Raw genomic sequence first — 26683 nt, forward strand, 5'->3', positions numbered from 1 at the left:
TCACGATTGTGCCGGTCCCTGGCATCGCAGGACTGCAGCCTAGGAAGATTACTGGGCCATTGCCAGCGGGCTGGCCATTCGTAAGAATACGTATGTGCCTACGTAGTAGCGGAACCGATGTTGACCCCCATGCCCCTTTCCGTGCGCGACCGCGACTCTTGCGCCTTTCAGCACGCGCCGGATGCCACGCTGCTTTTGGGCGACAGGGTCATCCTGCGGGCCAATCACCGGGTTGAAACGGTGTTCGGCTGGTCGGCTGCCGAGCTGGAAGGCCAGTCGATCCGGCTGCTGTATCCCGGTCAGGCCGATTATGATCTGATCGGGGCGCGGGCGGAAAAGGCGCTGCAGGAACATGAGGTCTATCGCGATCAGCGGTTCATGCGCCGCAAGGATGGGCAGGTGGTCTGGATGGAAGGCAGCGGGGCGACCATCGACCGGTCCGACCCTCATCGCCTGGCCGTCTGGACCTATCGGCCTGTTCGCATGGAGGAAGGCCAGTTCGGCAAGCTGACCGCCGCCGAACGGCGTGTGGCGCATTACATGGTGAACGGCTTTACCAGCAAGGAAATCGCACTGACCATCGGCTGTTCCCCCCGCACGGTAGAGGTGCATCGCGCCAACATGATCCGCAAGCTGCAGGTCCGCAACAGCTTTGAACTGGTTCGCAAATTGCTCGCCTGAGGGTTTCTGCCAGGATTTTGCGGCCGCAAGGTTCAGATGGTCTTTACATTCGGGCCATATGATCCATATCCTGTGTCAAGGAGGCCGCCAATGCCCGTTGCCCAAAGGATCCGCGAACCCGCCCAGATCAACGCCATTGCGTTGAAGGCCTATGCCCGTGTGGCCGAGGCCTGGGGGCTCAGCCTGAAAGAGGCCGCCGCATTGGCCGACATGTCGGAAAGCACCTGGAAACGCGCGCGCAAACCCGAATTCACCGGGGAACTGACCAAGGATCAACTGCTGCGGCTCAGTGCGGTGATCGGCATCTACAAATCGCTGGAGCTGTATTTCTCTGACCCGCTGGCGCGCACATGGATGACACGCCCCAATACCGGGCCGCTGTTCGGCGGCACCCGCCCCATCGATACGGCAATCGACGGCGGCCTGCCGCAGATCCTGGCCGTGCGCACCTATCTTGATGCCCTGCGCGGTGGGGCATGAAGCGCACCCCCATTTCCGATCGTGGCCTTGTGCGCCTGCTGCCCGCCACCTATCACAAGCCGCCCGCCCTGCGCGGCCTTGTCGATAGCGAAGAAGAGCTGGACATTCTGGCGGAAATCGAAGGGCTGACCAGCGCGCGCCTGCAGGCCGAACGCGGAAAAAGCCCGCATTTCGACCCGCGCGAACTGGCATGGCACCGCCGCAGCCGCGATCTGCGTATCTATGGCGAAACCCATGTGAATGCGGCCTTCACCTATACGCGCGCAGGCGGAAACCGGTTCAACGGCGAAGATCGCGGCGCGTGGTATTGTTCCTGGAACACGATGGTGTCGGTCATCGAGGTGGCCTGGCACCGCACGCGGGAACTCGGCTTTGCCGGGGTGTTCCATGATCGTGCGCGCTATGTGGAACTGCTGGCCGATTTCATCGGCGAATTTCACGACATCCGGGATGAACCCCGGCACCCTGCACTGCATCCCGATCCGGCCATCGGCTATCCCGAAGGCCAAAGCCTGGCCCAGCACCTGCGCCGCGAAGGTGCACGCGGGCTGATTTATCCTTCGGTCCGCGCCCCCGCGCCGGGGGGGGATTGCCTTGTGTGTTTCGACCCCCGCGCCATCCAGAACGTGCGCCCGGGCGCATCATGGGATCTGATCTGGGAAGGATCACCGGATTATGCGTTGGTTGCGGTCGCCTGATCGCAGACATGGCCTTGAAGTCATCGGGGATCCGGCCAGAAGATCGGCGGTCAGGAAGGCCCCGCTGCCGACAATGCCGTTGCCTTTCAACTCCTTGGGCGGATCAAGGAAGCTGGCAGCGGTGTTGATGTCCCCGGCATAGACATCGCGGTTCACCATCATGCCCATGGTGCCCCAGACCCGTGGATCAGTCCGGGACCGGTCCTTGGCCCATTCCGGAGCGACATTGGCAAGCGCGGTCTCGTTGCTGTCATATTCCGTCAGCGTGCCCTTCACATCATGGGTCTTTTCGAATTTCTCGATCAGGTCGGGCGGGGTATAAAGGCCGAAGTTATGGATGTTCAGCGCGCCTTCCGCCTCTGCGGGTAGGGCACCCGTGGCCAATAGGGCCATCGTCACGGCGCAGATTTCCGAAGTCAGGTTCCGGCGCAACTGTCCCGGCAGATAGGTGGGCAGCAACCGCATGCGCCGCAAGGAGAAAGCACGACAATGCGCAGCATCTGCCCGACCTGCCATTCCGCATCTTCGAAAAGGTGTCAGAGCCGAAAACGCTGGGCGTCGGCGGGTTATGCCGAGCCGCAATTTTCGTGGCACCGGAGCAAGTTGCAGATGCTGCTGCTGTCGCCACTCTGACAGGGATGCGACCGTTGCAAAGACAAGGGCCGCCCGAAGGCGGCCCTTTTTGCTGATCACTTCCAGCGCTTGGTGTTCCAGGCCTCGCGATCCAGATCAAGATCGGGGAAACTGGCCGGATCGAAGATCGGGCGTTCTACCCCGGCCTTCAGCTGCGCGCGGAAATCGTTCACGACGCGCATCGCGGTGGGGAACAGCATCAGGATCGCCACAAGGTTCACCAGCGCCAGCACCCCCATCATCGGGTCCGAGAAGAAGAAGACCGAGGTCGCGCCCGGCGCTGCCGCCCCAAGGAACACGATCCCGACAATCGCCGCCCGCAGCACCGTGATCGCCTGCTTGGACCCGGTGATTGCGGCCAGTGCGTTTTCGCCCAGATAGACGTTGTAGATGATCGACGAGAAGGCAAACAGCAGCACCGCCGCCGTCAGCGCATAGCGCGACCAGTCGCCATAATGGCTGGCCAGCGATTGCTGGGTCAGCACCACGCCATCAATCCCTTCAGCGCCCGGCACATAGACATCGCCCAACAGGATGATGAAGGCGGTGCAGGAACAGATCAGGATGGTGTCGATGAACACCGAAAACGACTGGGTGATCCCCTGGCTGACCGGATGGCGCACCAGTGCGGTGGCGGCGACGTTCGGGGCCGAACCAAGGCCCGCCTCGTTGGAAAACAGGCCGCGGCGCAGCCCTTGCGCAATGGCCGCCCCCATGCCGCCGGCAATCGCCTCTTCATAGCCGAAGGCGCTGGAAACGATGCGCGCGATCACGGAAGGCAGTTCACCGATGTTCAGCACGATGACCCCGATGGCCAGCGCGATATAGCCCACCGCCATGACCGGCACGACCACATCGGCAGCCTTGGCAATGCGTTTGATGCCGCCAAAGATCACAAGCGCCGTCACGATGGCCAGCAGCGCGCCAGTCACATAGCGGTTCATGCCCAGCGAATCCTGTACGGCCCCGGCGACCGTATTGCCCTGAAACGCGTTGAAGCCCAGACCGAAGGCCGCCAGCAGGCAGACCGCATAAACGATGGCCAGCCAGTTGTAATTCGCACCAAGGCCGCGCCGGATATAATCGGCCGGGCCACCACGGAAGCTGTCTTCGCCATCCTTGCGCTTGTAGACTTGTGCCAGCGTGCATTCGACAAGGCTGGTGGCCATGCCGACCAGCGCGATACACCACATCCAGAACACCGCGCCCGGCCCACCGACCGTGATCGCAACCGCGACACCGGCGATATTGCCACCACCGACCCGACCGCCGACCGAAACCAGCAGGGCTTCGCGTGCGCTGATGGCATTGGGGTCATTGTTCTGGTTCTTGCTCGACAGCACGCGGAACATGCGGCCGAAGAATTCCAGCTGCACAAAACCCGACATGATCGTGATGAACACGCCGAACACCACCAGAATGGGAATAAGCGCCCATCCCCAGGTCAGGCTGTCAACATAGCTGAACAGCGTTTGAAGAAATTCCATTTGTCCCTCCCTCTTTGGTCGGCGCATGCCGCCCGGGTTCGTGTTGTGTGGCGGTCATGACCGCCCGGCTTGTCAGGGGCATGATGATGGCATCCCCCTGAAATCCAATTGCGCATCTGGCGGAAAGGGGGCCTTCCCTCACGGAAACGCTTGTTTTGACGTCAACCTTGAGGCGAATATCCCAAAGCCATAGCAGGTTCAGACAGATCGAGCCAGAGCCGTGCCAGCGCCGCTTCTGCCGTTTCAGTGCCGCCATTCGTGACACCCGCCCGCCAAAGCGGTGCCCCTGCGGCATAGGCCCCCGGCACCAGCCCGCCCGTTTCGCATTGGCTGACCGCACGGATGCGGCATCCCCGCGCCACGGCTTCGGCCAGCACCTGTTCCAGCGCCGGATTGGTCATCACCGTTCCCGCGCCGAACACCCGCAGAACGGCCCCGTCCAGTTCTGCCAGTGCGGCGCCGATCATGGCTGCCGGAAGGCCGGGCGACAGGGTCAGGATGGCCAGCCGCGCCGGCGCAAAGCGGCGTGGCCCGAACGGCGCCGTGACGGGTTCTTGCGGCACAGACCGGAACGCGTCGTCTCCCTGGGAGTCGTGCTTGACCAGCCCGGCCGCAGGCATCACCCGCCCTGCAAAGGCCAGCCAGACCCCAGCAGCGGCGGTGGTGGCGGCATCGAGGGCCAGAGCCAGATTGCCCTCGGCATCGCCCCCCATCCGCAGCGGCTGCATCGCCCCGCACAGCACGACCGGCAGCCCGATCCCCGCCAAGGCCTGCGTCAGCGCGGCCCCGGTAAACGCCATGGTATCGGTGCCATGGGTCACGATGACCCCCCTGCCCCGGAAACCCGCGATCAGATCGATGATCCGGTTCCAATGGGCTGGCCCCATTTCGGCACTGTCCACCAGTGGATCGAAGGCTTCGACCGTGATCTCCAGATCGCGGGGTGCCATGGCCGCCAGCGCCTGTTCCACCACACCGGCTGCAGGCACCAACCCCTCGGCCCCTGAAACCATGCCAATAGTGCCACCCGTATGAATGACAAGAATTTCCGCCATCTCAGCCCACATGCCCCGCGCCTTGCGCCGAAAGCGACCGGGCCACCAGCGCCTCGGCCACCAATTCGGTCACGTCCACCAGCGTCTTGTCGGTTTCGATGTCGCCGATCAACGGCAATTCGGTGCAGGCAAGCAGCACCACCTGTGCGTCCAGCCCCGCCACAAGTTCGGCAAAGCGCGGCCGCAGGCTGGCATCAGAGCTGCCCAGACGTTTCACATCCTCGATCAGGTGGTGCAGCGCCGACTTGTCGGCGGGCAGTTCCACCTCGACCAGATCGGGCAGACCGCGATAGGCCGACCATTCGCCCATCTCGGTCACCGGCCCTGCCCCCAGCAGCGCCAGCCGTGTGGTGCCGGTCCGCGCGATCCAGTCGGCCAGCACCGATTGAAACGATACCAGATCAGCTGACAACCCCAGTTCGGCGATCCTTGGCGCGTACCAGTTCAGCGTGTTGCAGGCGATGGCATAGGCATCGACCTGCGGTGCCAATGCCGCCAGAGACCGGCACATGGCGTCCCAGACAGCGGCATCATTTGTGGCCAGATCCATCGAAAGCCCCAGTTCGGGTTCCGAAACCACCACCACCCGCGGCGCATCCAGATCCCCCCGAAAGCCAGGGCCGATCGCAGCCTGATTGCGCTTCAGGATCTTGGCCCAAAGGTCGATCCCGGCCTCTGGCCCCGAACCGGCAATGATGCCGATGGTGGCGCGCGGGCCCATGAAAGGGATCGGGGGATGGCCTTGATCCGCCGGCATGTCGATCTCCGAAAAGTGAAGGGATGGTCGGGCGAATTTCGCGACATTGCGTTGACAGGGCAATTATGCAAACTGGTGCTGTTTGGTGCATTCTTGCGCCGTTTCCGTATCGGTCAGCATCATGGATACCTTCGGCCCCAATCTGCGCCTGCTATGCAGCTACCGCCCGTCGATTTCGCGCGTGGCGCAGGATCTGAAGATCAACCGCAGCCAGTTGAACCGCTATCTTGCGGGCGGCTCGTTCCCGCGCGGCGCGCTCATGCGGCGGATCTGCGATTATTTCGGCGTCGATCCACATGAAATCGTCATGCCCGAGGACGCCTTTGCCGAAATCGTGAAGCTACGCGGGCTGGCCTCTGACACGCTGACCCGGACGCTGCGCCAGCATTTCGACCGTATCCTGACCGGGAATGACCCCCGCATTCTCAACCTGGTCGGCACCTTCTACGAATATTACTATTCGATGTCCTCGCGCGGGCAGATCGTGCGGGCGCTTCTGGCTGTCTCCATCGAAGGCGACCACGTCTTTTACCGGCGGCTGGAGCGGATGGGGCGGTTCGACAGGCCCTGCCACCGGCATTACCGCTATCAGGGTGCCGCCCTGATGACCGGCGACCGGATCTTCCTGAACGATTACGAATACAGCGCCGGGATCGAGATGACGCAGACCGTGCTTTACCCCGACTATTCGCATCGCTGGACACGGCTGCACGGGGTCAAGGTGGGGGTATCGGCCAATCGTGACCATGTGCCCTGCTGCGTGCGCACCTATATGGAACGCACGCCACCGCGCCTGCCGCTGATGGGCGCCCTGCGGCGCTGCGGGCTGTTTGACCGCGACAGCGCCGAAATACCCGGCCATGTGCGCCCGATGATCGACAATACCCAGTCCGGCCCCCATGTGTTCGAGGCCTTTTCCGATGCCCGTTTCTGACGGGCCCCGCCCCGGAACCGGGGCGGGACTTTTGCAAGGTCAGAGCGCGTCGAACCCCGCCTCAAGCCCCGACAGGATCTTGGCCACATCGGCCTCTGAAATCACCAGCGGCGGCGACAGGATGATGTTGTTACCCGAGACCCGCACCATCACCCCGGCCTCATAGGTGGCGCGATGCACGCGGCCGATGGTCTTCTTGTCGATGGGCGTCTTGGCTGCGCGGTCCGACACCAATTCCAGCGCGCACATCAGGCCATGCCCGCCGCGCACATCGCCGATCACCCCATGCCGCGCCATCAAGGCCTGCAGACCGGCAAACAGCTGATCCCCGCGCGCTCCGGCATTCAGATGCACCTGCAGCCGGTCGGTTTCGCGTAGGCAGGCAATGGCCGCCGCCGCCCCGACCGGATGGCCGGAATAGGTATAGCCCGACCCGATCGCCGCCTTGCCGCTGGTATCCTTTTCGAACACTTCGGCCACCGCATCGGCCACCATGACGACGCCAAAGGGAAAATAGCCATTGGTGATCGCCTTGGCCGACACCAGCAGATCGGGCTGCACGCCCCAATGGCGCGATCCGGTCCAGCTGCCGGTGCGGCCAAAGGCGGTGATCACCTCATCGGCGATCAGCAGAATGCCGTATTTCGAACACAGCGCCCGCACCCCCGGCATGAAGCTTTCATGCGGCGGGATGACACCACCCGCGCCCAGCACCGGCTCCATGATGAAGGCCGCGATGGTCGAAGGGTCCTGGAACCGGATCTCATCCTCGATGGCGGCCAGACACATCTGGGCCAGCCGGGCCGGATCGGTTTCGTTGAACGGGTTGCGATAGGTATAGGGCGCGGGCGTGTGAAAACAGCCCGGCATCAGGGGTTCATATTGCGTGCGGAAATTGGCATTGCCGTTGACCGATGCCCCCAGCGTATGGGTGCCGTGATAGCCCTTCTTCAGGCTGAGGAACTTGACCCGCCCGGCCTCGCCCCGGATCTTGTGATACTGCCGCGCCAGGCGCAGCGCGATTTCCACCCCGTCCGATCCGCCCGACGTATAGAAGGCCCGCGACAGCCCGTCGGGGGCAAAGAAATCGGCCAGCATCTCGGCCAGTTCGATGACATTGTCATTCGTCGTGCCACGAAAAATCGAATAATAGGGCAGCCGGTTCAACTGCGCGGTGATCGCATCCTTCACCGGCTGGCAGGAATAGCCCAGATTGACATTCCACAACCCGCCCACCGCATCGACCATGCGATGGCCGTCAATATCGACGATCTCCACCCCCTCGGCCTCGACGATGATATCAGGCGGGCTGGCCAGGCTTTCGGCCGGGTGCGACATCGGGTGCCACAAGCGCCGCGCGTTGTTTTCCTTCAGGAAATTCGAATCTTTCATCGGTCAAGCTCCTTGCGAAAGCAGGGTCAGGGCATGGGCGTGGCTTTCTGAGGGGCGGGTAACATCGAAATGCACCCATGGCATGCCGACCGCCTCGGCCCCTTTCAGGTTCTTTGCCTGATCGTCCACAAAGACGCAGGCAGATGCGGGCAGGCCCAACCCGTCGGTAACAAGCTGAAAGGCCCGGGGATCGGGCTTCAGGATGCCGGTATAGGTTGCGTCGATGATCAGGTCGAAATCGGCCAGAAAGGGCAGTTTCCTGCGGAAGTCGGCCCCGTAGAACAGATCAAGCTCGTTCGACAGGATGGCCAGCCGGTGCCCCACCGCCTTTGCCGCCGCAATTGCCGCCAGCGCCTCGGGGCGGATCACCGCCGCCGGATCGGCACCGCGCAACCGGCCCACGAATTGCGGAAATTCGGTCCAGCTCTCACCCAGCAGCGCGCCGGTTTCGCGCATCCTGAGCGCCCAATAGTCGCGTTCGGTCATCTCGCCCGCCTGCATGGCACGCCAGGGTGCATCACCCGCCGGATCAAACGGCCCGCGCCATTGCAACGTGCCGGGCGGCAAGCCAAGGGCGGCCTCGGACAGGGCATGGGTTTCGAACAGGGTTTTCGAAATCACCCCGCCGAAATCCAGCACCAGCGCCCGGGTCACAGCTTCACCCATGCGGTTTTCAGATCCAGATACTTGTCAAAGGCATGCAGCGATTTGTCATGGCCATTGCCTGATTGCTTGACCCCGCCCAAAGGCACCGTCAGGTCCGATCCGCCATAGGTGTTCACATGCACCAGCCCGGCCCGGATCTTGCGCACCATCCGATGCGCCCGCGACAGGTTTGATGTCCAGACCGCCGCCGCAAGGCCAAAGGTCGTGTCATTGGCCAGCGCCACCGCCTCGGCCTCGGTGTCAAATGCGGTCACGGTGACCACCGGCCCAAAGACCTCGTCGCGGAACACCCGGTCATCGGGCTGCGCATCGGCGATGATGGCGGGGGCCATGTAATAGCCGCCGGTTTCCTCCCGAAGCCTTGCGCCACCGATCACGGTGCGGCCTGCCGCCCGGGCCTCGGCCACAAATTCCAGATTCTGGCGCAACTGGCGTTCGGAATTGACTGCACCCGCCTGGGTCTGGCTGTCCAGCGGATCGCCCACCCGGATCTCCGCCGCCTGCGCTGCCAGCTTTTCGACAAAGGCCGCATGGATGCTGCGTTCCACCAGAATCCGCGATCCGGCGATACAAACCTGCCCGGAATTGCGAAAGATGCCTTGCGCCGAAACCTTCGCCGCCTCGTCCAGATCGGGGGCATCGGCAAAGATGATGTTGGGGGATTTGCCGCCCAGTTCCAGATAGACCCGCTTCAGGTTCGACCGCGCCGCCGCCTCCAGCAGGCGCCGCCCGGTGGCCCCCGACCCGGTAAAGACCAGCACATCCACATCCATCGACTCGGCCAGCCGCGCGCCCACCACCGACCCCGCGCCGGTGACCACGTTGAACACACCGGGTGGCATGCCTGCCTCGACAGCCAGTTGCGCCACCCGCAGCAATGTCAGCGATGCGGTTTCTGCCGGTTTCAGCACCATGGTGCAGCCCGCCGCCAGCGCAGGCGCGAATTTCCACGCCCCGATCATCAGCGGAAAGTTCCATGGGACAATCGCCGCCACAACGCCCACCGGTTCGCGGTGAACAAGGCCCAGAAAAGCCGGATCGGTCGGCGCGATTTCGCCCGGCAGCTTGTCGATCGCCTCGGCGTAATAGCGCAGGGTCGCGGCGGCAGAGAGCGGTTCGGCCTTCAGCGCCATGCCGATTTCCGTGCCGTTTTCGCGCACACCCAGAACCGCCAGATCTAGCGCCTGTGCTTCGATCAGATCGGCCCATTTCAGCAGCACCTTCTTGCGCGCGGCAGGCGCAAGGCCTGACCAGCGGCCATCGTCAAAGGCCCGGCGCGCGGCGGTGATGGCCGCATCGGCATCGGCAATCGTTCCCCGGGCGCAGCTCGTCAGCGGGCGGCCGTCAAGGGGCGAGATCACCGTCATCCTTTGCCCGTCAGAGGCAGGCACCGATTGCCCGTCAATCAGATGGTCAAAGACGGCAACTGGCTGGGTGCGCAGGGTCTCGATGTCGCTCTGGCTCATATCGGTTCCTTATTTACACCAGTGGTGTATAATATGCACCGACATGCTGATCCGGTCAACCTGCCTTTCGGTTCCGTGGTGACACCGGGCGCAAAGCCACTGCCCCCATCAGCCCTGCCGAACCTTCGCCGCTAGCGCCGCAAAGGAACCGGGCGCCCGCCCGCCTGTGCTGAAGGTCAGCTTCTCGGCCTGTTCAAACAGCGCGGTGATGATCTGCTGGCGCAGGTCGTTGGTCATCCGATGTGCGGGCGTCGCCACCGCAATTGCCCCTGCCGGATCGCCATTGTTGTCAAACACCGGCACGGCAATGCCATAGACATCGTCCTCGTTGGTCTGATCCGATTCCGCATAGCCGGTCAGTTGCACCTGCTGCAGCCGCGCCCTTAGAATATTGGGGTCCGTGATGGTGCGCGAGGTTCGGGCGGCCAGTGGTTCGCTCAGCGCACGATCCACGAAATCCGGCCGCGCATAGGCCAGAACCACCAGCCCCGAGGCCGTGCTGTGCATCGGCAGCATCTCACCTGCCACCAGTGACACGCGGCTGCCCCGATTGGCTTCGCTGATCCCGATGGTGGCCAGCGCCCGGCCAGATACCAGCGAGGCATGCGCGGTTTCGCCAATCTCGGCCGACAGCGAATCCAGGGATTGCTGAAACACAGATGACACCGGGAACGCCGTTTCGCGCACCCGCGCCAGCCGCAAAACCCCGGCCCCAAGGCGATAGAGCCGCGCATCGCCCCGCTTTTCCAGCAGACCGTAATCGCACATCACGCCCAACATCCGATGCACCGTGGCCTTGTCCACCCCCGACCGGCGCGCGAGTTCCGAAAGCCCGATCTCGGGTTCGGATTCTGAGAAATGATCCAGCAATGACAAGGCTTTGGCAACAGTGGTGGACATATGACCCCCTCGGGCATGATGGCGCTGCGCTTCCCATGCGTCAAAATTCGTTGACGCAAAGCGGCGCAGCGGGTAGATTTGAACCACTGGTGATAATAATAAACCGCAGAGAGGTCGTCAATGCTCAAGTCGAAATTTGCCCTGCTTGCCGTGGCGGCTGCCTGCGTCGCAGGCCCCGCTGTCGCAGAATACCCCGATCGCCCTGTCAGCTTTGTTGTGCCCTTCCCCCCCGGTGATCTGGAAGATGTCCTGACGCGCATGATCGCCGAAGACTTCGAAGCGAAGTATGGCGTGGCGGCGGCTGTGGTCAACAAACCTTCCGAAGGCGGCCCCTTCCCCGGCGCGGCCGAAGTCGCGGCGGCAGCCCCGGATGGCTATACCATCGGGTCTTTCGTGGTGGATGTGCCCGTGGTCGGCCCCGATGTCGGCGTGCCGGGCCTGAACCCCAACCCGTTCGAACCGCTGGGCATTTTCCTGACCTATCCCTTTGTCATCGCCACGTCCGCAGACAAGCCCTATGCGACCATGGCCGAACTGGCGGAACATTCGAAAACCGAACCGCAATTGCTGGGCCATTTCGGGGCCTTCCTGCTGCCCACGCAGGCCACCTTTGCGGCGGCCAAGGAACTGGGTTTTGAATGGGGCGGCGAGGCTTCGGCGGCAGCACTGGATTGCAATTCGCTGGCCTCGGGCGATTTTGACGTGATCAACACCACGATCCAGCAGGTCATGCCCTGTCTGGACAGTGTGAAGATCCTGGCCACCGTGACCGATGGCCCGATTTCGGTCGTGCCCGATGCGCCCACGCTGGCCTCGGTCACGCCGGATCTGAACATCTCGCTGTGGAACGGGCTGTTCGTCCACAAGGATACGCCGGCTGACATCCGCGAAAAGATCATTGCCACCGCGCAGGAAACCATGGCTTCGCCCCGCGCACAGGAGCTGGCGGCGCAGACCGGGGCATTGGTCTACTGGATGGATGCCAAGGCTTCAGCGGCCCGTATCGCCTCTGATCTCGAAGTATCTGCGCGCATCACCACGATGCTGGCCCAGTAACGCCCCGGCGTAACACAGTGGCGGCGGGTCTGCCCCCTTTGGGCAGACCCCCACAGGCCGCGTGCCACAGTCCCCTTCGCAGATACGGAGTATGGCCTGATGCGCCAGCAGGCAGACGATCCCCCCGCCCCCGATCATCCCCATGTTTTCCCCGAAAGCCGCAAGCCGGGCGAAATCCTCTTCGTGATGATTTCGATGGGTGTCGCTTTGGCTTTGCTGGCAGCAATCCCATGGCAAACGACATGGTTGCCGGGCAAGGGTCTGGCCTCGCAGCCCCGGCTTTGGCCCAGCCTGTCGCTGGGCGGCGTAGTGCTGTTCGGGCTGATGAACGCCTGGTCGCGCATCCGGGTGACGCGCACCCCCGGCCGCTGGCAAGAAGCGGCGGCATGGCTGCGGTCGCTCGAATTCATCGGCTGGTACATGCTTTATGTTCTGGCGATCCCGGTCATCGGCTATCTGCTGGCAACAGTCACCTTCTGCACCGGGCTGGCCCTGCGTCTGGGATACCGGGGCAGACCGGTCTGGATCGCCGCCGCTTTCGGGCTGTTCGTCGTGCTGTTCTTCAAATCGGCGATGAACGTGAAAATCCCCGGCGGTGCGATCTATGAATTTGCGCCCGATCCGCTGCGCTACATCCTGCTCCGTTATTTCTGAGGCCCAGATGGATACGCTTCTTTCAAGCATCGAGATGCTGGCCCGCTGGGATGTGATGGCCGCCTTGTTCATCGGCTCCATCGGCGGGGTTCTGGTGGGGGCCATGCCCGGCGTGGGCGCGGCGGTGGCGATTGCCATAGTCCTGCCGGTGACCTTTGCGCTGGAACCCATTGTCGGGCTGACGGCCCTTCTGGGCATCTATGGCTCGTCGATGTTCGGCGGGGCCATTCCGGCGATCCTGGTCAACACCCCCGGCACGCCCGTAAACGCCCTGACCACCTATGACGGCTATCCGATGACACAGCGGGGCGAGGCGCGGCGCGCGCTCAGCCTTGCCTATTCCGCATCCTTCTATGGCGCGGTGTTTTCCATTGTGGCGCTGATGCTGCTGGCGCCGTTTCTGGCAAAGGTAGCGCCGATGTTCGGGGCGCGGGAGATCTTTCTGGCCGCCCTTCTGGGCATCGTGCTGGTGATCGTCACCCATCGCGGGCAGGTGCTGCCCGCGGCGATCCTAGCCTGCCTTGGCATCTTTCTGCAAACCATCGGCATCGAATCCACCGCCTATACCCAGCGGTTCACCTTCGGCCAGCCCTGGCTGCAATCGGGGGTCGATCTGATTGTCGTGGTTCTGGGTCTGTTTGCCATCAGTCAGGCGCTGGTGCTGCTGATGGGGCGCGACAAGGCGAATGATCTGCCCCCCGTCGCCAAGATCGGCTTTTTCAGCCAGATGAAGGACCTGTGGCTGTATCGCCGCGTGGCCACGGTGGCCTCGTCCTTCGGGGTGATCTGCGGGATGATCCCCGGCGTGGGGGAATTCATGTCGCAATTCATGTCTTACGCCTATGCGCAGCGCAGTTCCAAAACGCCCGAGCTGTTCGGCAAGGGCAATCCCGAAGGCATCGTCGCCTCCGAGGCCGCGAACAATTCGGTCCCCGCCGCCGCCATGATCCCGCTGCTGGCGCTTGGCATCCCGGGCGAGGAACTGACGGCGATGATGCTGGCGGTGTTCTATGTGCATAACGTGATCCCCGGGCCGCAACTGTTCACCCAGCACATGGATTTCATCTATGCGCTGTATCTGTGCCTGTTCCTGCTGAATGTGATCGTTGTCGCCTTTCTGTTCTTTGCGACGCGCACGCTGATGAAGGTGATGCTGATCCCGAACCGCTTTCTGGGGATCATGATCCTGACCTTCAGCCTGATCGGCGTCTATACCCTGCGCAATTCGATGACCGATGTGGCCATCGCCTCGGCCTTCGGGTTTTTCGGCTTCATCCTCAAACGGCTGGACCTGCCCACATCGCCCATCATCCTGGGCATCGTGCTGGGCAAGCTGATGGAGGACCGGCTGCGCACCGCCATGGCCCGGGTGCGCGAACCGCTGGATTTCATTGATCGGCCCATCGCCTTCATCCTGTTCCTGATGATCGTGCTGGCCATCGCCGGGCAGGTCTGGACCGTGGTCAAATCCCGCCCCAACCGCAAGGGCACAAGCCATGACTGATCTTGCCATCCCCGGTCTGATGGACCGCCGCCGCGCCCTTCTGGGGCCGAACATGTCCACCTTTTACGATGATCCGGTGCATGTCGTGCGGGGCGAAGGCGTCTGGCTCTGGGATGCCGAGGGGCGCAAATATCTGGATTGCTACAACAATGTGCCCCATGTCGGGCATTGCAACCCGCGCGTGGTGCAGGCGATCTGTGCGCAGGCCGCCGCGCTCAACACCCATACCCGCTATCTGCACGCAGGTATCCTTGATTATGTCGAACGCCTGACCGCCACGTTCGACGATCCGCTGAATACCGCCATCCTGACCTGCACCGGGTCCGAGGCGAATGACATCGCCCTGCGCATGGCCGAGGCGATGACCGGCAAGCGCGGCATCATCGCGACCGATGCCACCTATCATGGCAATACCACGCTGGTCAGCCATCTGTCGAAAAGCAATGTCCCCGCGGTGGGGTTCGGCCTGGGCCAATATCTGCGCCATGTGCAGGCCCCCGACAGCTATCGCATCCCCGATCCCGATGGCCAGCATTTCGCCGCAGGGGTGCAGGCGGCGATCGACGATCTGGAACGCTCCGGCATCGGCTTTGCCGCGCTGATCGTCTGCCCGCTGTTTCTGAACGAAGGTTTCCCTACACAGGCCGAAGGCTGGCTGCGCCCCGCCGCCGAGGCCGCGCGCCGCGCGGGCGGTTTGCTGATCTGTGACGAGGTGCAATCCGGCTTTGGCCGCTGCGGCAGCCATTTCTGGGCGCATCAGAAACAGGGCGTCATTCCCGATGTGGTGACCATGGGCAAACCCATGGGCAATGGCCATCCGGTGGCCGGTCTGGTGACACGGGCCGACATCATGGCGCGTTTCCGCACATCCTTTCGCTATTTCAACACCTTTGGCGGCAACCCGGTCAGTTGCGCGGCGGCCGCTGCGGTACTGGATGAATTGCAGGAAAAGGACTTGCAGGCCAATGCCGCGCGGATCGGAAGGCTGGCCGCCGACCGGCTGCAGGCACTCGCGCAGAAATACCCGGTGATCGGCGATGTCCGGCAATCCGGCATGGTGTTTGGCGCGGAATTCGTGCTGGACCGTGACAGCAAGACCCCTGCCCCGGCCTATGCCGACCGCGTGGTGAACCGGCTGCGCCAGCGCGGCATCCTTTTGTCAAAGCTGGGTCGCCACAAGAACACGCTGAAAATCCGCCCGCCCATGCCCTTCAGTACCGCACATCTGGACCTGCTGATGACCACGCTGGATCAGGTTCTGGCCGAAACGCCGGTCGCCCCATGATGCCGCAGGCGCTTGACCCGGATGTCGGAACGGCTCTGGCGCTTTGGGGGCTGTCTGCCGAAAGCTGCCGCTTTGTGGCGGGGCGGGAAAACCGGGTGTATCGGGTTGCGACGCCCGAGGGCGATTTTGCCCTGCGCCTGCGCCGCCCCGGCTATCGCCAGCAGGATGAACTGCAATCGGAACTGGCGTGGCTTGCCGCGATGGGCCGGGCCGGGCTGCAGGTGCCCCAGCCCCGCCCGTCGCGCCACGGCAGGCTGCTGGAACGGCTGGGGGATGGCTTTGTCGATCTGGTGGATTGGCTGCCCGGCACTGCCATGGGGCAAAGCCGGGTGCCGCTGGCGCTGCCCGATGCACCCGCCGCCTTTCGCGCGCTTGGGGCAGAAATGGCCCGGCTGCATGCCGCCTGCGACGCATGGGCCCCACCGCACGGCTTTCGCCGTTGCCCTTGGGATGCCGATGGCCTACTGGGCGAGGCGCCAGTCTGGGGCCGGTTCTGGGACAACCCCACCCTGCCCCCCGTCACGCGCGCTCTGCTGACGCAGTTCCGCGCACAGGCACGCGACCATCTGGCCCGGGCCGCGCTGGATACCGGGCTGATCCATGCCGATCTGGTGCGCGAAAACGTGCTGCTGGATGGCCCGCCCCACAGCCCGATCATCCGCATGATCGATTTCGATGATGGCGGGTTCGGCTACCGCCTGTTCGATCTGGCCACGGTGCTGCTGAAAAACCTGTCCGAACCGGACTATCCGGCGCTGCGGGCCGCGCTGATCGCGGGCTATCACAGCCGCCGCCCGCTGGATCTGGCGCTGCTGGACCTGTTTCTGGCCCTGCGCGCCGCAACCTATGTGGGCTGGATCGTGCCCCGCCTGCACGAAGAGGGCGGCACCGCCCGCAACGCACGTTTCATCGCACAGGCGCAAGACCTGTGTGGCGCATGGCTGAACAGCGCGTCACAGTCCTGAAGGGGGGAAGCACAGATGACGAAAACCATTCTGGTCATCGGCACATTCGACACCAAGGCCGATGAACTGGCCTATCTGATTGCGCGGATTGAATCGCAGGGCGGCGCGGTTCTGGCGATGGATGTCAGCGTACTGGGCCAAGCCGCGATCCCCGTCGGGATCACTAAGCATGAGGTGGCCGCCGCCGCAGGCACCACCATTAATGCGCTGATCGCCCTTGGCGAAGAAGGCGAGGCCTTTGCTCAGATGAGCGCGGGCGCCGCCACCCTGACCCGCCGTCTGCATCAGGCCGGGCGAGTGGATGGCATGATCGCCCTCGGCGGCACCATGGGCACCGATCTGGCGCTGGATTGCGCGCAGGCCCTGCCCCTTGGCGTGCCGAAATACATCGTCTCCACCGTGGCCGGATCACCCCTGATCGCCGCCGAACGCATGGCGGCGGATGTGCAGTTCATCCTGTGGGCCGGCGGGCTTTATGGGCTGAACCCCTTGTGCAAATCCTCGCTCAGCCAGGCGGCAGGCGCGGTGCTGGGGGCTGCCCGCGCGGCCGAGCCACCCCGGTTTGACCGCCCGCTGATCGGGATGACCTCGCTCGGGTCTTCCTGCCTGAAATACATGAAACGCCTGCACCCGGAACTGACGCGCCGCGGTTATGACATCGCGGTCTTTCACACCACCGGCATGGGCGGCATGGCCTTTGAACGGCTGGCCGCCGATGGGGCCTTTGCCTGTGTCATGGATTTTTCGCTGCAGGAACTGGTCAACATGCTGAACGGCTCACTGGTCAGCGCCGGGGCCGACCGGCTGACCGGCGCGGGCCGCAGCGGCACGCCGCAACTGGTGGCCCCCGGCGCGGCGGATATCCTTGATCTGGCAGGCTGGCAGGACATCCCCGAAAGATTTCGCGACCGGCCCTTCCATATGCACAACCGCCTGATCAAGAGCGTGGCCTTCAATGCCGATGAACGCCGCGATCTGGCACGGGCCATGGCCGACCGTCTGGCCGCCGCACAGGGGCCCACCCATTTCTTCCTGCCCAAAGGCGGGATCGAGGAATGGGACAGGCCGGGTGAAGCCGCCCGTGATCCCGAAGGGCTGGCCGCCTTCTGCGAGGCGGCCGAAAGCGCAATGGCGGGGCGGATCGGCCTGACGGTTCTTGATGCCCATATCAACGATGCCGCCTTCTGCACGGCGGTGCTGGCCCGGCTGGATGACTGGATCGCGGCAGGCATCGTGCCAAAGGGCAGGCCGGAGAACGAAGACCAAAAGACAGCACTTGGCACAGCCGCCGATTCCTGAAACCCTGCCCGCATGGCAAAACAGGACCGCGCAGCATGATCCCCGACCTTGATCCGGCGACCGATCTCAGCCTGACCCGCATTCTGGCGGCGCCGCGCGCGCTGATCTGGGAGTGTTGGACCAGCCCCGCCCATATCCCGCATTTCTTCATTCCGGCCCCGCATCGCGTCACGGCGGTTGATATCGACCTGCGCATCGGCGGGCGGTTCAACACCACTTTCGATGTCGAAGGTCAGGTGATGGACAATTGCGGGGTATTTCTGGAGATCGTTCCAGGCGAAAGGCTCGTGTTCACCGATGCCTATTCCGAAGGCTGGAAGCCCGCACCCGACCCGTTCATGACGGCATTGCTTCTGCTGTCCGATGCGCCGGGCGGCGGCACGGTCTACACCGCCATCGCCCGGCACCGCAACGCGGAAAGCCGCCAGAGCCATGAAGAGATGGGCTTTCACGATGGCTGGGGCACGGTGGCCACCCAGCTGGAAACCTATGCAATGACCCTGATGGCATCACGGCGGGGCTGAACCCCGCCGCCCGGTTCAAGGCAGGTTGTGCGATCAGCCGCCATTCACGATGGCATCGTAAATGTCATAGCGTTCATCCCCCAGGATGATGCGGAAAATATCGCCGTCCCGTTCGACCCGCATTTCCTGCGGTGCGGTGGCGGATACCGGAACGCCCCCCTTGAACAGCACCTGCCGTTCAACCCCGCCGCCAATCGCGATCCAGACCCCGGCATTGCCCGGCCCATCCCGCACCACGCCGAACAGGCAATCGGCCGGGGCCGCCCCTGCCGCCGTGACGCAGGGCAGGCTGCCCGTAGCATCAAAGCCGATGCCATTGCCGACCGGCCCGCCTTCGGGCATCTGCGCCTGCGGCGGGGCCGCAGCTTCGGTCAGATGGGTTCCGGCCACCCAACCTTCCACGCCCGATCCATAGACACGGATATTGCACCAGCGGTCAGGCCCCGTCATCCGGCAGCCGCGGTTCTGCATCACTTCGCCATTCTGCGCCTTGCCCACCACATCATAGCGCAGATCCGGGCCGGAACGGATGTTCAACGCCCCTTCGGACAACCCGGTCACCTGCCACCAATCCGGCCCTCCGGCCAGGCCATCGGCGAAATCTCCGCCCGCCAGACCGATGCCCAAGGTATAGCTGGCCGCTTCATCGCGCCGCGCTGCATTGCGCATCAGATAGACGCTGACAACATAGGTTCCAGTCGCAGGCAGCGACACATCCGCCACATTGCCGCTGGTCGATCCAATGAAGATCGCCTCCGGCGCGCCCTGCTGCTGGATGTTGAAGTAAAGCGACGGATTGGCCGAAGACAGATCGACCGACAGCATCTGCCCCCCCTGCCCTTCCACCAGATAATCCACGCTTGCATCACCCTTTACCTGCCCGTCCAGTTTCAGGCCCGAGGTGACGGCAACAGGGTCGATCAGCTGGCTTTGCTGGGCAAATGCCGACGGGGCACCGGACACGGCCAGCAGCAGGGAAATCAGGGCAAGTGGCGGGAATCGGCGCATCGGAAAAACCTCTGTCTTTGCGGTATGACCGGGAAGCTTGTCCGCAAGACTAGACACAAAGCCGGGCGGCACGCTATCCAAAACACGAAACTCCCGCGAAGGATGTTTCCGCTCTGACGGATACCTTTTTGCGACAGGCCAAAGGATGCAGGGATGACACGTCGGCTGGCCATCGCCCTTGGGGCCTTTGTGATCTGGACCGCGATCACGGTTCTGCTGCCGTTGCTGACCGGGGCCGGACAGGCCGCACTGACCGAGATCATCTCACGCGGGTTTGGCTGGGCCTGGATGCTGGCTGGCGGCTTCATCCTGGCCGTGGTCCTGTGGCAGGGCTGGCGGGATGTCGGGCTGGATCGGGGGGCGCCCTTGCGCGCATGGGCTCTGGGATGGCTGCCGATGATCTACATTCTCGGCGCGTTCGGGGCGGCCGCAGCGATGGGCCTGCCCGGGCCGATCACGATGGGTATTGTGCTGATGAACTGCCTGTTCGTCGGGTTCTCCGAAGAACTGATGTTCCGGGGCGCGCTGCTGCAGGCCCTGCGCCACGCGATGCCCGTCTGGCCTGCCGTCGTCATCACCTCGCTGGCCTTCGGCGCGATCCACAGCCTGAACGTCTTTGTCACCGGTGATCTGGGCCCGGCGCTGATCCAATCCTGCGCTGCCTGCCTGAGCGGGCTGTTCTTCATTGCCTACCGCCTGCGCTGCGGGTCACTCTGGCCGCCGATCCTGCTGCATGGACTGTGGGATTTTGCCACCTTCTCGCTGGGGGTGGCGGCGGCAACGGCACAAGATGGGCTTCTGGCCCCCGAGATTGCCGCGACACCGGACCAGGGCGGGCTTGCGATCCTGTTCCCTGTGCTGCTGGTTCTGCCCAACGGGCTTTACGGCCTTTGGCTGATGCGCAACATCGGCAAGACCCACGCCTCTGCCACCGCCTGACACGCCGCGCCCAGAAAAACCGAGGGCGCGCAGCCGAAGCCGTGCGCCCGATACCACCTACGCATCCACTGATCAGAGCTTGCCGCCCCGAAGATCAATCAGCTCACCCGAATCGCGCATGGTGCAGACCATATGCTCGTGGCCGACCGTGGCCTCGATCTCCCATTTGTGTTTCTGGGGCGACCGGGCCTTGACGAAATGCACATGGTTTTTGCTGGCCGCGAAATTCTGCGCCACGATATCGGCGCAGCCGCTATAGGCCATGGGCGGGGCTTTCTGATCTGCATCGACACGGCGATGGGCCACGCTGTTCTGCCGCTCGTTCTCGCCCGCGCGATAGCCTTCGACATAACCGCGTGTCTGGCTGTATTCCCAATAGGCATAGCCATGCAAACCATCGCGATAGCCGCGTTCGAATTCAGCGGTTTCCACATCGTCAGAAGGCTTGTAGCCATCCTTGTAATGGTGCTTGTGATGCGCCAACGCGGCAATGCCCAAAATCGCGATCGCGGCAGCCACCTTCTGATCATCGTTCATTTCGGCAGCGGCGGGCGCGGCACCAAGTTGCAGACACAAGGCGACAATGGCAAATGTGGTGACAATAGGCTTCATCTCTTGAACTCCTTCAAGTGAGACCAAATCGCGGCATGCCGTCGCGTCAATCGACACGGGTGCCGACGGGCTTCACTGTAGGAAGGCTTGTTCCGCCGGTCTATCCACTATGCGAAGATGGCAAATGTGTCGCGGGGCGCAGCCGGGCACCCCGCACAGATCCTGTCACAGGTCTTTCACCAGACGCAGCGCATCATAGATTGCCGCATGGGTGTTGCGGGCAGAAACCGCATCGCCGATGCGGAACAGGCGGAAACCTGCACCCGGATTGCGGACAACCTGCTGGCTGCGGCCTTCGGCCAAAGCATCGTAATCCACCTCGCCCAGATTGCGCGACTGTGGTTTCAGCTCGAAATACAGATCATCCAGCGGTCGCGTGCCATGGTTCACGATCACCTGATCCACCAGCCTTTCGCGCCGGACATCGCCATAATCGCTGCCCAGAACCGCGCGCAACTGGTTGCCTTCGCGCGCCACCGACATCAGCCGCCATGTGACGGTAAAGGTCGTGTTGCGCTTTTGCAGATTGCGCATGTAGGGCACCAGATTCATCGCCATGATCTCGGGCGCAAAACTGCGGTCGGGCGTCACGATTTCCACTGCCGCACCGGTTGCGCTGACAAGATCCGCCGCCTGCAGCGCCGCATGATCGCCCGCATCATCGAAGATCAGCACATTCGACCCCGGCTTCACATCGCCCGACAGGATATCCCAGGCCGAATGAACCAGATCATTGCCCGCGCCCAGCACCGCCGTATGCGGCAGCCCCCCCGTGGCGATGATCACCTCGTCGGGGTTGGTGTCCAGGACCGTCTCGGCCTCGGCAAAGGTGTTGAAGCGGAAACTGACCCCGCGCTTTTCGCATTGGGCCATGCGCCAGGCGATGATCGAAATCATCTCGCGCCGCCGTTCGTCCTGCGCGGTCAGACGGATCTGGCCGCCCGGCTGATCGGCGGCTTCGAACACCGTCACCGCATGCCCGCGTTCGGCGGCCACCCGCGCCGCCTCGACCCCGGCCGGTCCGGCGCCCACGATGGTGATGCGCTTTTTCACCGCTGCGGGCGCGATGCTGTGCGGTATGGTTTCTTCGCGGCCCGTCGCGGGATTGTGCAGGCAAAAGGCCAGCCCGCCCTGATAGATACGGTCCAGACAGTAATTCGCCCCCACGCAAGGCCGGATGTCATCTTCGCGGCCCTCGATCACCTTCCGCACCAGGTGCGGATCGGCCATATGGGCGCGGGTCATGCCGACCATGTCCAGCTTGCCGCTGGCGATGGCATGGCGGGCGGTGGCCACATCGGGGATCTTGGCGGCGTGAAAGGTGGGAAAGCCGGTCGCCGCACGAATTTTACCGGCAAAATCCAGATGCGGAGCGTTCTTCATGCCCTGAATCGGGATCAGATCGGTCAGCGCCGGATCGGTATCAATCGCCCCGCGCACCACATTCAGAAAATCGACCAGCCCGCTGGCCTTCAGCTTGTGGCTGATCTCCATCCCCTCGGCGGCGGTCATCCCGCCGGGCTGGCACTGATCGCCGGTATAGCGCAGGCCCACGATGAAATCCTGCCCGCAGCGGGCGCGGATGGCGCGCAGCACATCGAAGGTAAAGCGCAGCCGGTTGTCCAGACTGCCGCCATAGTCATTGTCCAGATCATTGGTCAGCGGTGACCAGAACTGTTCCAGCAGATGGCCATAGGCCTCCAGCTCGATCCCGTCCACACCCGCCGCCTTCATCCGTTCCGCCGCATCGGCAAAATCCTCGATGATGCGGGCAATATCCCAATCCTCGATCCGCTTGGGAAAGGCGCGATGCGCGGCCTCGCGTTCATGGCAGGGGGCGACGATGGGCAGCCAGTCGGCCTTGTCCCAGCGGGTGCGACGGCCCAGATGGGTCAACTGGATCATCACCGCCGCACCATGATCGTGGCATTCATCGACCATCTGCTTCATCCAGCCGACGACCTCATCCTTCCAGGCCAGGATATTGTTGAACACCGGCGGGCTGTCCCGCGCGACCGAGGCGGAACCTGCGGTCATCGTCAGCGCCACCCCCGCCTTTGCCCGTTCCACATGATAGGCGCGATAGCGGCCCTTCGGCATCCCGTCTTCGGGATAGGCCGGTTCATGGCTGGTGATCATGATGCGATTGCGCAGCGTCAGATGCTTCAGCTGAAAGGGTTGCAAAAGGGGATCGTTGCTCATCTCACCGCACCTTGGGTCTGTTCCGGGGGCCTGTCCTGCGCCTGACGCTGGCCGAAATGTTCATCCCTGTCAATCTGCCGATCTTGATGAAAACAGAAAATGACAGTCATGAACATTTTGCGGCACAAAGCCCGTCACCCCCCCATCCGGGCACCCCGTCGCTAGCGGGGCAGGACAACCTCGAACACCGCCCCACCGCCCTCTGACAGGCACCGCGCCGTGCCGCCATGGGCCTTGGCCACATCGGCCACGATCGCCAGGCCCAGACCGCAGCCGCGCGACTGATCGGCATCCAGACGGAAGAACCGGTCGAAAATCCGCTCCCGCAGATCCGCCGGCACGCCCGGCCCGTCATCGCGGACGCAAAGCCTGATGGAGTGCGGCGCAAAATCAACCACCACCTCAAGATGCCCACCCGGCGACAGCCCGTATTTCTGGGCATTGTCCAGCAGGTTGGTCAGCATTTCCTCGATCAGCACCGGATCGCATTCCACCAGCCGGGGCATCCCGGTCACCGAAAAGGCCACATCCACCCCCCGGCGCAATTGCGTTTCGGCAAAGGGGCGCACCCGGTCGCGCAGCAGCGCCACCAGATCGACAGTCTGGACGAACTCCTTCAGGCTGCGCCCGCGCACCCGTTCCAGCGACAAGAGCTGCGCCGTCAGGCGGCTGGTCGCGCGGGCACTGTCGGCAAGATCGGCCACCCGCGACCGCAACTCTGCCTCGGTGGGGGCGCTGATCGCTGCCTCGGCCTGGCTCTGGATCGCCGCAACCGGGTTGCGCATCTGATGGGCTGCATCCGAAATGAAGCCGTCTCGCAGCGCAAAGGCCCGCGACAGCCGTTCGAACAGCGAATTGGTGGTGGCCACCAGCGGGCGCAATTCGGGCGGCACCCAGCGGCGGATCGGGCGCAGATCATCGGGGCTGCGCTGACCGATGGCGTCGCGCAGATCCAGCAGCGGCTTCAGGCCCAGCTGGATGCCGAACCACAGGATCAGCACCGCCGTCAGCAACACGGATCCCAGCAGGATGACGGACTGGGCCAGCAATTCGCGCGACAAGGCCCGGCGTTGGGTGATGGTCTGCCAGACCTCCACCGTCACCCAGCCGCCGAATTGCGGTTCACTGATGAATTCGCGCAAGACAATCGCCCGCACCGGCTGCCCCAGCGAAACACTGTCAAAAAACACCGGATCGCCGCCATCGACGATCGTATCCATCGGCAGATCGGGCGGATCGGAATAGCCGGTCACAAAGCCACCCCCCGGCCCGGTGATGCGGTAATAGACCGGATCGCCCAGGGCTGTGGTCAGTTCGTCCAGCAATTGTTCGGTCAGCACATCGCCGCCCGAAATGACGACATCGCGCGAAATCGTCAGCGCAACCGCCAGCAGCGTGTTGTCATACAGCTCTTGCGACAACCGCGTCGCCGCCTGATAGCGGGCAAAGGATGCGGCAGTGGCAACAGCAACCAGCGGCAGGATCAGCAGCAGGAACAGCCTGCCGCGCAATGAAAGCTGGCGCAGCATCACCCTTCGTCCAGCATATAGCCCAAACCGCGTGCGGTGCGGATCGTGACCCCGGAACCATCAATCTTGCGCCGCAGCCGCGAGACCAGCAGTTCAACCGCATTGGGCTCCACCGGCGTGCCGGTGCCATACAGATTGTCTGCGATCCGGTCCTTTTCGATCAGCCTGCCGCGGTGTTCCAGCAGCAGTTCGAACAGCGCCAGTTCCCGCCGCGGCAGATCGAGGTTGCGCGCGCCCAGCAGCACCACCCGCTGTTCGCGGTCATAGACCAGCGCGCCGATGGTCTCGCGCAAGGGGGCCACCTGTGGGCGGCGGCGCGACAGCGCGCGCAGCCGCGCCACAAGTTCGGCCATGTCGAACGGCTTGACCAGATAGTCATCCGCCCCGGCATCCAGCCCTTCCACCCGTTCCGAAGTCTTGCCCCGCGCGGTCAGAATCAACGCGGGTGTGGTGTCGCCACGCGCCCGCATGCGCCGGATGATCTCGATCCCCGACAGGCGCGGCAGGTTGATGTCGATGATCGCCACATCGGCGGAATTATGCGCCAGAAAGGCATCCCCATCCAGCCCATCTTCCAGATGATCCACCGCATGCCCCTGATCTTTCAGGGAATTGGCGATGCCCTTCGCCAGGTTCTGGTTATCTTCGATCAGAAGCACGCGCATCGGGGTTCCCTCTGGTGCAGGCGGGGTGCCGGACAGGTTTCCGACAGGAAACCGGCCTATGGTGCGCATCAAGCCGTCCTTGGGAGGAGAAATCAAGAACGGCACCGCGTCTGATGGCAGGTCTGGCCTGCACGGCGTGCAACTGGGATCGTGGGAGGACGACATGACAAAAGACTTCAACATCACGCGCCGCGTGGCCCTTGGCCTTGTGGCCGGGGCGATGGCCATGGGCCTGGCACAGCCGGCCGCCGCCGAGGTGGATTTCGGCGGCCAGACCATCGAATGGATCATCCCCTTTTCGGCCGGTGGCGGTTCCGACACCTGGGCCCGCTTCAACGCGCCGCTTCTGTCCAAATATCTGCCGGGCCAGCCCACCGTGGTGGTGGTGAACGAACCCGGTGGCGGTTCGACCAAGGGCACCAACCTGTTTGCCGCCCGCGCCAAGCCCGACGGGCTGACCATCCTTGGCACCTCGGGGTCGACGCAGTTCCCCTATCTGCTGGGCGATCCGCGCGTGCGCTATGAATACAAGGATTGGAAGATTGCCATGGCCGGCCCGACGGGCGGCGTCGTCTATACCACCCCGTCGCTGGGCCTGAAGGCGCCCGAAGATATCGCGATGCTGAAGGGCAAGGACCTGGTCTATGCCAGCCAGGGCGCAACCTCGCTGGATCTGGTGCCGCTGCTCGGCTTCCGCCTGATGGGCTTCAATGTCCAGCATGTGTTCGGGTTCAAGGGACGCGGCGATGGCCGCCTGGCCTTTGAACGCGCCGAAGTTAACATCGATTACCAGACCTCCTCGGCCTATATCAAGAACGTCAAGCCGCTGGTCGATGCCGGTCAGGCCGTGCCGCTGTTCAGCTGGGGCGTGCTGAACGAGGCGGGCGAGGTGGTGCGCGATCCGACCTTCCCCGAACTGCCCTCTTTCGTCGAAGCCTATCAGACGCTGACCGGTGCCGCGCCTTCGGGCCCGGAATACGATGCCTATTTCGCCTTCTTCACCGCAGGCTTCCCGGCGCAGAAAATGGTGTTCCTGCCGAAAGATACGCCCGATGACATCGTCGCGGCCTATCAGAAGGCGTTCGAGGACATGAAGGCCGACCCCGACTATCAGGCCAATGCCGAAGCGGTTCTGGGCACCTATGAACAGGTCACCGGCCCGCTGGCACAGGCGCTGTTTGAAAAGGGCACGACCATCTCGCCCGACCTGCGCAAGCAGGTGGCAGACATGCTGGCCGCCGATTACGGCGTGAAGCTGGGCGAAGAATAAGCCCTCTCCGATCCGGGTGCGG

Annotated in this window: 26 protein-coding genes; 13 read left to right on the forward strand and 13 right to left on the reverse strand. The window is 63.6% G+C overall.

The window, feature by feature from the left end:
• The first annotated feature begins 129 nt into the window (after positions 1 to 129).
• From V6590_RS17310 to V6590_RS17320, 3 genes are all read left to right on the forward strand, one after another.
• On the forward strand, positions 130 to 681 hold the full coding sequence (locus V6590_RS17310) for a LuxR C-terminal-related transcriptional regulator (protein ID WP_335424938.1): 552 nt from the start codon (positions 130 to 132) through the stop codon (positions 679 to 681).
• Between the two features lie 90 nt (positions 682 to 771).
• The gene (locus tag V6590_RS17315) at positions 772 to 1161 is read left to right on the forward strand and encodes an antitoxin Xre-like helix-turn-helix domain-containing protein (RefSeq protein ID WP_335424939.1); all 390 of its coding nucleotides are present in this window, start codon (positions 772 to 774) and stop codon (positions 1159 to 1161) included.
• Positions 1158 to 1859: an RES family NAD+ phosphorylase gene (locus V6590_RS17320; RefSeq protein ID WP_335424940.1), complete on the forward strand. Its 702-nt coding sequence runs from the start codon at positions 1158 to 1160 to the stop codon at positions 1857 to 1859. Before V6590_RS17315 ends, V6590_RS17320 begins: the two co-directional genes overlap by 4 nt.
• Here V6590_RS17320 and V6590_RS17325 read toward each other — a convergent pair.
• The 4 genes from V6590_RS17325 to V6590_RS17340 all read right to left on the reverse strand — a co-directional run bounded on the left by V6590_RS17325 (position 1827) and on the right by V6590_RS17340 (position 5755).
• A complete protein-coding gene (locus tag V6590_RS17325) occupies positions 1827 to 2324 on the reverse strand; it encodes a type 2 periplasmic-binding domain-containing protein (protein WP_335424941.1) in 498 nt (165 codons plus the stop codon). The genes V6590_RS17320 and V6590_RS17325 overlap by 33 nt on opposite strands.
• A gap of 224 nt (positions 2325 to 2548) precedes the next feature.
• Entirely contained in the window at positions 2549 to 3979 is a 1431-nt protein-coding gene (locus tag V6590_RS17330) for an alanine/glycine:cation symporter family protein (RefSeq protein ID WP_335424942.1), read from the reverse strand.
• A 161-nt stretch (positions 3980 to 4140) separates the two neighbouring features.
• Positions 4141 to 5034, reverse strand: coding sequence for an asparaginase (locus tag V6590_RS17335; protein WP_335424943.1), 894 nt, complete (start codon positions 5032 to 5034; stop codon positions 4141 to 4143).
• A 1-nt stretch (position 5035) separates the two neighbouring features.
• Complete coding sequence (locus V6590_RS17340; RefSeq protein ID WP_335424944.1) at positions 5036 to 5755, reverse strand: aspartate/glutamate racemase family protein; 720 nt, start codon at positions 5753 to 5755, stop codon at positions 5036 to 5038.
• Positions 5756 to 5912: 157 nt separating this feature from the next.
• Here V6590_RS17340 and V6590_RS17345 point away from each other — a divergent pair, with 157 nt between their 5' ends.
• Positions 5913 to 6725 carry a helix-turn-helix domain-containing protein gene (locus V6590_RS17345; protein WP_335424945.1) on the forward strand — a complete coding sequence of 271 codons (813 nt, stop codon included), beginning with the start codon at positions 5913 to 5915 and terminating at the stop codon, positions 6723 to 6725.
• Between the two features lie 39 nt (positions 6726 to 6764).
• Here V6590_RS17345 and V6590_RS17350 read toward each other — a convergent pair whose 3' ends face one another.
• The 4 genes from V6590_RS17350 to V6590_RS17365 form a co-directional block, all read right to left on the reverse strand.
• Complete coding sequence (locus V6590_RS17350) at positions 6765 to 8117, reverse strand: aminotransferase class III-fold pyridoxal phosphate-dependent enzyme (protein ID WP_335424946.1); 1353 nt, start codon at positions 8115 to 8117, stop codon at positions 6765 to 6767.
• A gap of 3 nt (positions 8118 to 8120) precedes the next feature.
• Complete coding sequence (locus V6590_RS17355; RefSeq protein ID WP_335424947.1) at positions 8121 to 8783, reverse strand: HAD-IA family hydrolase; 663 nt, start codon at positions 8781 to 8783, stop codon at positions 8121 to 8123.
• On the reverse strand, positions 8768 to 10249 hold the full coding sequence (locus V6590_RS17360; RefSeq protein WP_335424948.1) for an aldehyde dehydrogenase family protein: 1482 nt from the start codon (positions 10247 to 10249) through the stop codon (positions 8768 to 8770). The genes V6590_RS17355 and V6590_RS17360 overlap by 16 nt, the downstream gene beginning before the upstream one ends.
• Positions 10250 to 10357: 108 nt before the next feature.
• Entirely contained in the window at positions 10358 to 11149 is a 792-nt protein-coding gene (locus V6590_RS17365; RefSeq protein ID WP_335424949.1) for an IclR family transcriptional regulator, read from the reverse strand.
• Between the two features lie 120 nt (positions 11150 to 11269).
• Between V6590_RS17365 and V6590_RS17370 the strand changes: the two genes are divergently transcribed.
• The 7 genes from V6590_RS17370 to V6590_RS17400 all read left to right on the forward strand — a co-directional run bounded on the left by V6590_RS17370 (position 11270) and on the right by V6590_RS17400 (position 18436).
• Positions 11270 to 12205, forward strand: coding sequence for a tripartite tricarboxylate transporter substrate-binding protein (locus V6590_RS17370; RefSeq protein ID WP_335424950.1), 936 nt, complete (start codon positions 11270 to 11272; stop codon positions 12203 to 12205).
• Between the two features lie 99 nt (positions 12206 to 12304).
• Positions 12305 to 12859: a tripartite tricarboxylate transporter TctB family protein gene (locus V6590_RS17375; RefSeq protein ID WP_335424951.1), complete on the forward strand. Its 555-nt coding sequence runs from the start codon at positions 12305 to 12307 to the stop codon at positions 12857 to 12859.
• Positions 12860 to 12866: 7 nt separating this feature from the next.
• The gene (locus tag V6590_RS17380; RefSeq protein ID WP_335424952.1) at positions 12867 to 14363 is read left to right on the forward strand and encodes a tripartite tricarboxylate transporter permease; all 1497 of its coding nucleotides are present in this window, start codon (positions 12867 to 12869) and stop codon (positions 14361 to 14363) included.
• Positions 14356 to 15648: an aspartate aminotransferase family protein gene (locus V6590_RS17385; protein ID WP_335424953.1), complete on the forward strand. Its 1293-nt coding sequence runs from the start codon at positions 14356 to 14358 to the stop codon at positions 15646 to 15648. The genes V6590_RS17380 and V6590_RS17385 overlap by 8 nt, the downstream gene beginning before the upstream one ends.
• Positions 15648 to 16613: a phosphotransferase gene (locus V6590_RS17390; RefSeq protein WP_335424954.1), complete on the forward strand. Its 966-nt coding sequence runs from the start codon at positions 15648 to 15650 to the stop codon at positions 16611 to 16613. Before V6590_RS17385 ends, V6590_RS17390 begins: the two co-directional genes overlap by 1 nt.
• Positions 16614 to 16628: 15 nt before the next feature.
• Entirely contained in the window at positions 16629 to 17912 is a 1284-nt protein-coding gene (locus V6590_RS17395; RefSeq protein ID WP_335424955.1) for a Tm-1-like ATP-binding domain-containing protein, read from the forward strand.
• 35 nt (positions 17913 to 17947) lie between these two features.
• Positions 17948 to 18436 carry an SRPBCC family protein gene (locus tag V6590_RS17400; RefSeq protein WP_335424956.1) on the forward strand — a complete coding sequence of 163 codons (489 nt, stop codon included), beginning with the start codon at positions 17948 to 17950 and terminating at the stop codon, positions 18434 to 18436.
• Between the two features lie 33 nt (positions 18437 to 18469).
• Here the strand turns inward: V6590_RS17400 and V6590_RS17405 are convergent, their stop codons facing one another.
• Positions 18470 to 19444 carry an SH3 domain-containing protein gene (locus V6590_RS17405; RefSeq protein ID WP_335424957.1) on the reverse strand — a complete coding sequence of 325 codons (975 nt, stop codon included), beginning with the start codon at positions 19442 to 19444 and terminating at the stop codon, positions 18470 to 18472.
• A gap of 153 nt (positions 19445 to 19597) precedes the next feature.
• Between V6590_RS17405 and V6590_RS17410 the strand changes: the two genes are divergently transcribed.
• On the forward strand, positions 19598 to 20383 hold the full coding sequence (locus V6590_RS17410) for a CPBP family intramembrane glutamic endopeptidase (protein WP_335424958.1): 786 nt from the start codon (positions 19598 to 19600) through the stop codon (positions 20381 to 20383).
• 72 nt (positions 20384 to 20455) lie between these two features.
• Here V6590_RS17410 and V6590_RS17415 read toward each other — a convergent pair whose 3' ends face one another.
• From V6590_RS17415 to V6590_RS17430, 4 genes are all read right to left on the reverse strand, one after another.
• Positions 20456 to 20995 carry a hypothetical protein gene (locus V6590_RS17415; protein ID WP_335424959.1) on the reverse strand — a complete coding sequence of 180 codons (540 nt, stop codon included), beginning with the start codon at positions 20993 to 20995 and terminating at the stop codon, positions 20456 to 20458.
• 165 nt (positions 20996 to 21160) lie between these two features.
• Positions 21161 to 23197 carry an N-methyl-L-proline N-demethylase HpbA gene (hpbA, locus tag V6590_RS17420; RefSeq protein WP_335424960.1) on the reverse strand — a complete coding sequence of 679 codons (2037 nt, stop codon included), beginning with the start codon at positions 23195 to 23197 and terminating at the stop codon, positions 21161 to 21163.
• A gap of 161 nt (positions 23198 to 23358) precedes the next feature.
• Positions 23359 to 24726 carry a sensor histidine kinase gene (locus tag V6590_RS17425; protein ID WP_335424961.1) on the reverse strand — a complete coding sequence of 456 codons (1368 nt, stop codon included), beginning with the start codon at positions 24724 to 24726 and terminating at the stop codon, positions 23359 to 23361.
• Positions 24726 to 25391, reverse strand: coding sequence for a response regulator (locus V6590_RS17430; RefSeq protein ID WP_335424962.1), 666 nt, complete (start codon positions 25389 to 25391; stop codon positions 24726 to 24728). Before V6590_RS17430 ends, V6590_RS17425 begins: the two co-directional genes overlap by 1 nt.
• A gap of 163 nt (positions 25392 to 25554) precedes the next feature.
• Between V6590_RS17430 and V6590_RS17435 the strand changes: the two genes are divergently transcribed.
• Entirely contained in the window at positions 25555 to 26661 is a 1107-nt protein-coding gene (locus V6590_RS17435) for a Bug family tripartite tricarboxylate transporter substrate binding protein (protein ID WP_335424963.1), read from the forward strand.
• Positions 26662 to 26683: the final 22 nt, after the last annotated feature.

Source organism: Gemmobacter denitrificans, from assembly GCF_036964905.1.
Lineage (GTDB): Bacteria > Pseudomonadota > Alphaproteobacteria > Rhodobacterales > Rhodobacteraceae > Gemmobacter > Gemmobacter denitrificans.

Bases quoted from the DNA above. Each gene is read 5' to 3' on its own strand.
- V6590_RS17310 (WP_335424938.1), top strand. From the start codon at position 130: ATGCCCCTTTCCGTGCGCGACCGCGACTCTTGCGCCTTTCAGCACGCG.
- V6590_RS17315 (WP_335424939.1), top strand. From the start codon at position 772: ATGCCCGTTGCCCAAAGGATCCGCGAACCCGCCCAGATCAACGCCATT.
- V6590_RS17320 (WP_335424940.1), top strand. From the start codon at position 1,158: ATGAAGCGCACCCCCATTTCCGATCGTGGCCTTGTGCGCCTGCTGCCC.
- V6590_RS17325 (WP_335424941.1), bottom strand. From the start codon at position 2,324: ATGCGGTTGCTGCCCACCTATCTGCCGGGACAGTTGCGCCGGAACCTG.
- V6590_RS17330 (WP_335424942.1), bottom strand. From the start codon at position 3,979: ATGGAATTTCTTCAAACGCTGTTCAGCTATGTTGACAGCCTGACCTGG.
- V6590_RS17335 (WP_335424943.1), bottom strand. From the start codon at position 5,034: ATGGCGGAAATTCTTGTCATTCATACGGGTGGCACTATTGGCATGGTT.
- V6590_RS17340 (WP_335424944.1), bottom strand. From the start codon at position 5,755: ATGGGCCCGCGCGCCACCATCGGCATCATTGCCGGTTCGGGGCCAGAG.
- V6590_RS17345 (WP_335424945.1), top strand. From the start codon at position 5,913: ATGGATACCTTCGGCCCCAATCTGCGCCTGCTATGCAGCTACCGCCCG.
- V6590_RS17350 (WP_335424946.1), bottom strand. From the start codon at position 8,117: ATGAAAGATTCGAATTTCCTGAAGGAAAACAACGCGCGGCGCTTGTGG.
- V6590_RS17355 (WP_335424947.1), bottom strand. From the start codon at position 8,783: ATGGGTGAAGCTGTGACCCGGGCGCTGGTGCTGGATTTCGGCGGGGTG.
- V6590_RS17360 (WP_335424948.1), bottom strand. From the start codon at position 10,249: ATGAGCCAGAGCGACATCGAGACCCTGCGCACCCAGCCAGTTGCCGTC.
- V6590_RS17365 (WP_335424949.1), bottom strand. From the start codon at position 11,149: ATGTCCACCACTGTTGCCAAAGCCTTGTCATTGCTGGATCATTTCTCA.
- V6590_RS17370 (WP_335424950.1), top strand. From the start codon at position 11,270: ATGCTCAAGTCGAAATTTGCCCTGCTTGCCGTGGCGGCTGCCTGCGTC.
- V6590_RS17375 (WP_335424951.1), top strand. From the start codon at position 12,305: ATGCGCCAGCAGGCAGACGATCCCCCCGCCCCCGATCATCCCCATGTT.
- V6590_RS17380 (WP_335424952.1), top strand. From the start codon at position 12,867: ATGGATACGCTTCTTTCAAGCATCGAGATGCTGGCCCGCTGGGATGTG.
- V6590_RS17385 (WP_335424953.1), top strand. From the start codon at position 14,356: ATGACTGATCTTGCCATCCCCGGTCTGATGGACCGCCGCCGCGCCCTT.
- V6590_RS17390 (WP_335424954.1), top strand. From the start codon at position 15,648: ATGCCGCAGGCGCTTGACCCGGATGTCGGAACGGCTCTGGCGCTTTGG.
- V6590_RS17395 (WP_335424955.1), top strand. From the start codon at position 16,629: ATGACGAAAACCATTCTGGTCATCGGCACATTCGACACCAAGGCCGAT.
- V6590_RS17400 (WP_335424956.1), top strand. From the start codon at position 17,948: ATGATCCCCGACCTTGATCCGGCGACCGATCTCAGCCTGACCCGCATT.
- V6590_RS17405 (WP_335424957.1), bottom strand. From the start codon at position 19,444: ATGCGCCGATTCCCGCCACTTGCCCTGATTTCCCTGCTGCTGGCCGTG.
- V6590_RS17410 (WP_335424958.1), top strand. From the start codon at position 19,598: ATGACACGTCGGCTGGCCATCGCCCTTGGGGCCTTTGTGATCTGGACC.
- V6590_RS17415 (WP_335424959.1), bottom strand. From the start codon at position 20,995: ATGAAGCCTATTGTCACCACATTTGCCATTGTCGCCTTGTGTCTGCAA.
- hpbA (WP_335424960.1), bottom strand. From the start codon at position 23,197: ATGAGCAACGATCCCCTTTTGCAACCCTTTCAGCTGAAGCATCTGACG.
- V6590_RS17425 (WP_335424961.1), bottom strand. From the start codon at position 24,726: ATGCTGCGCCAGCTTTCATTGCGCGGCAGGCTGTTCCTGCTGCTGATC.
- V6590_RS17430 (WP_335424962.1), bottom strand. From the start codon at position 25,391: ATGCGCGTGCTTCTGATCGAAGATAACCAGAACCTGGCGAAGGGCATC.
- V6590_RS17435 (WP_335424963.1), top strand. From the start codon at position 25,555: ATGACAAAAGACTTCAACATCACGCGCCGCGTGGCCCTTGGCCTTGTG.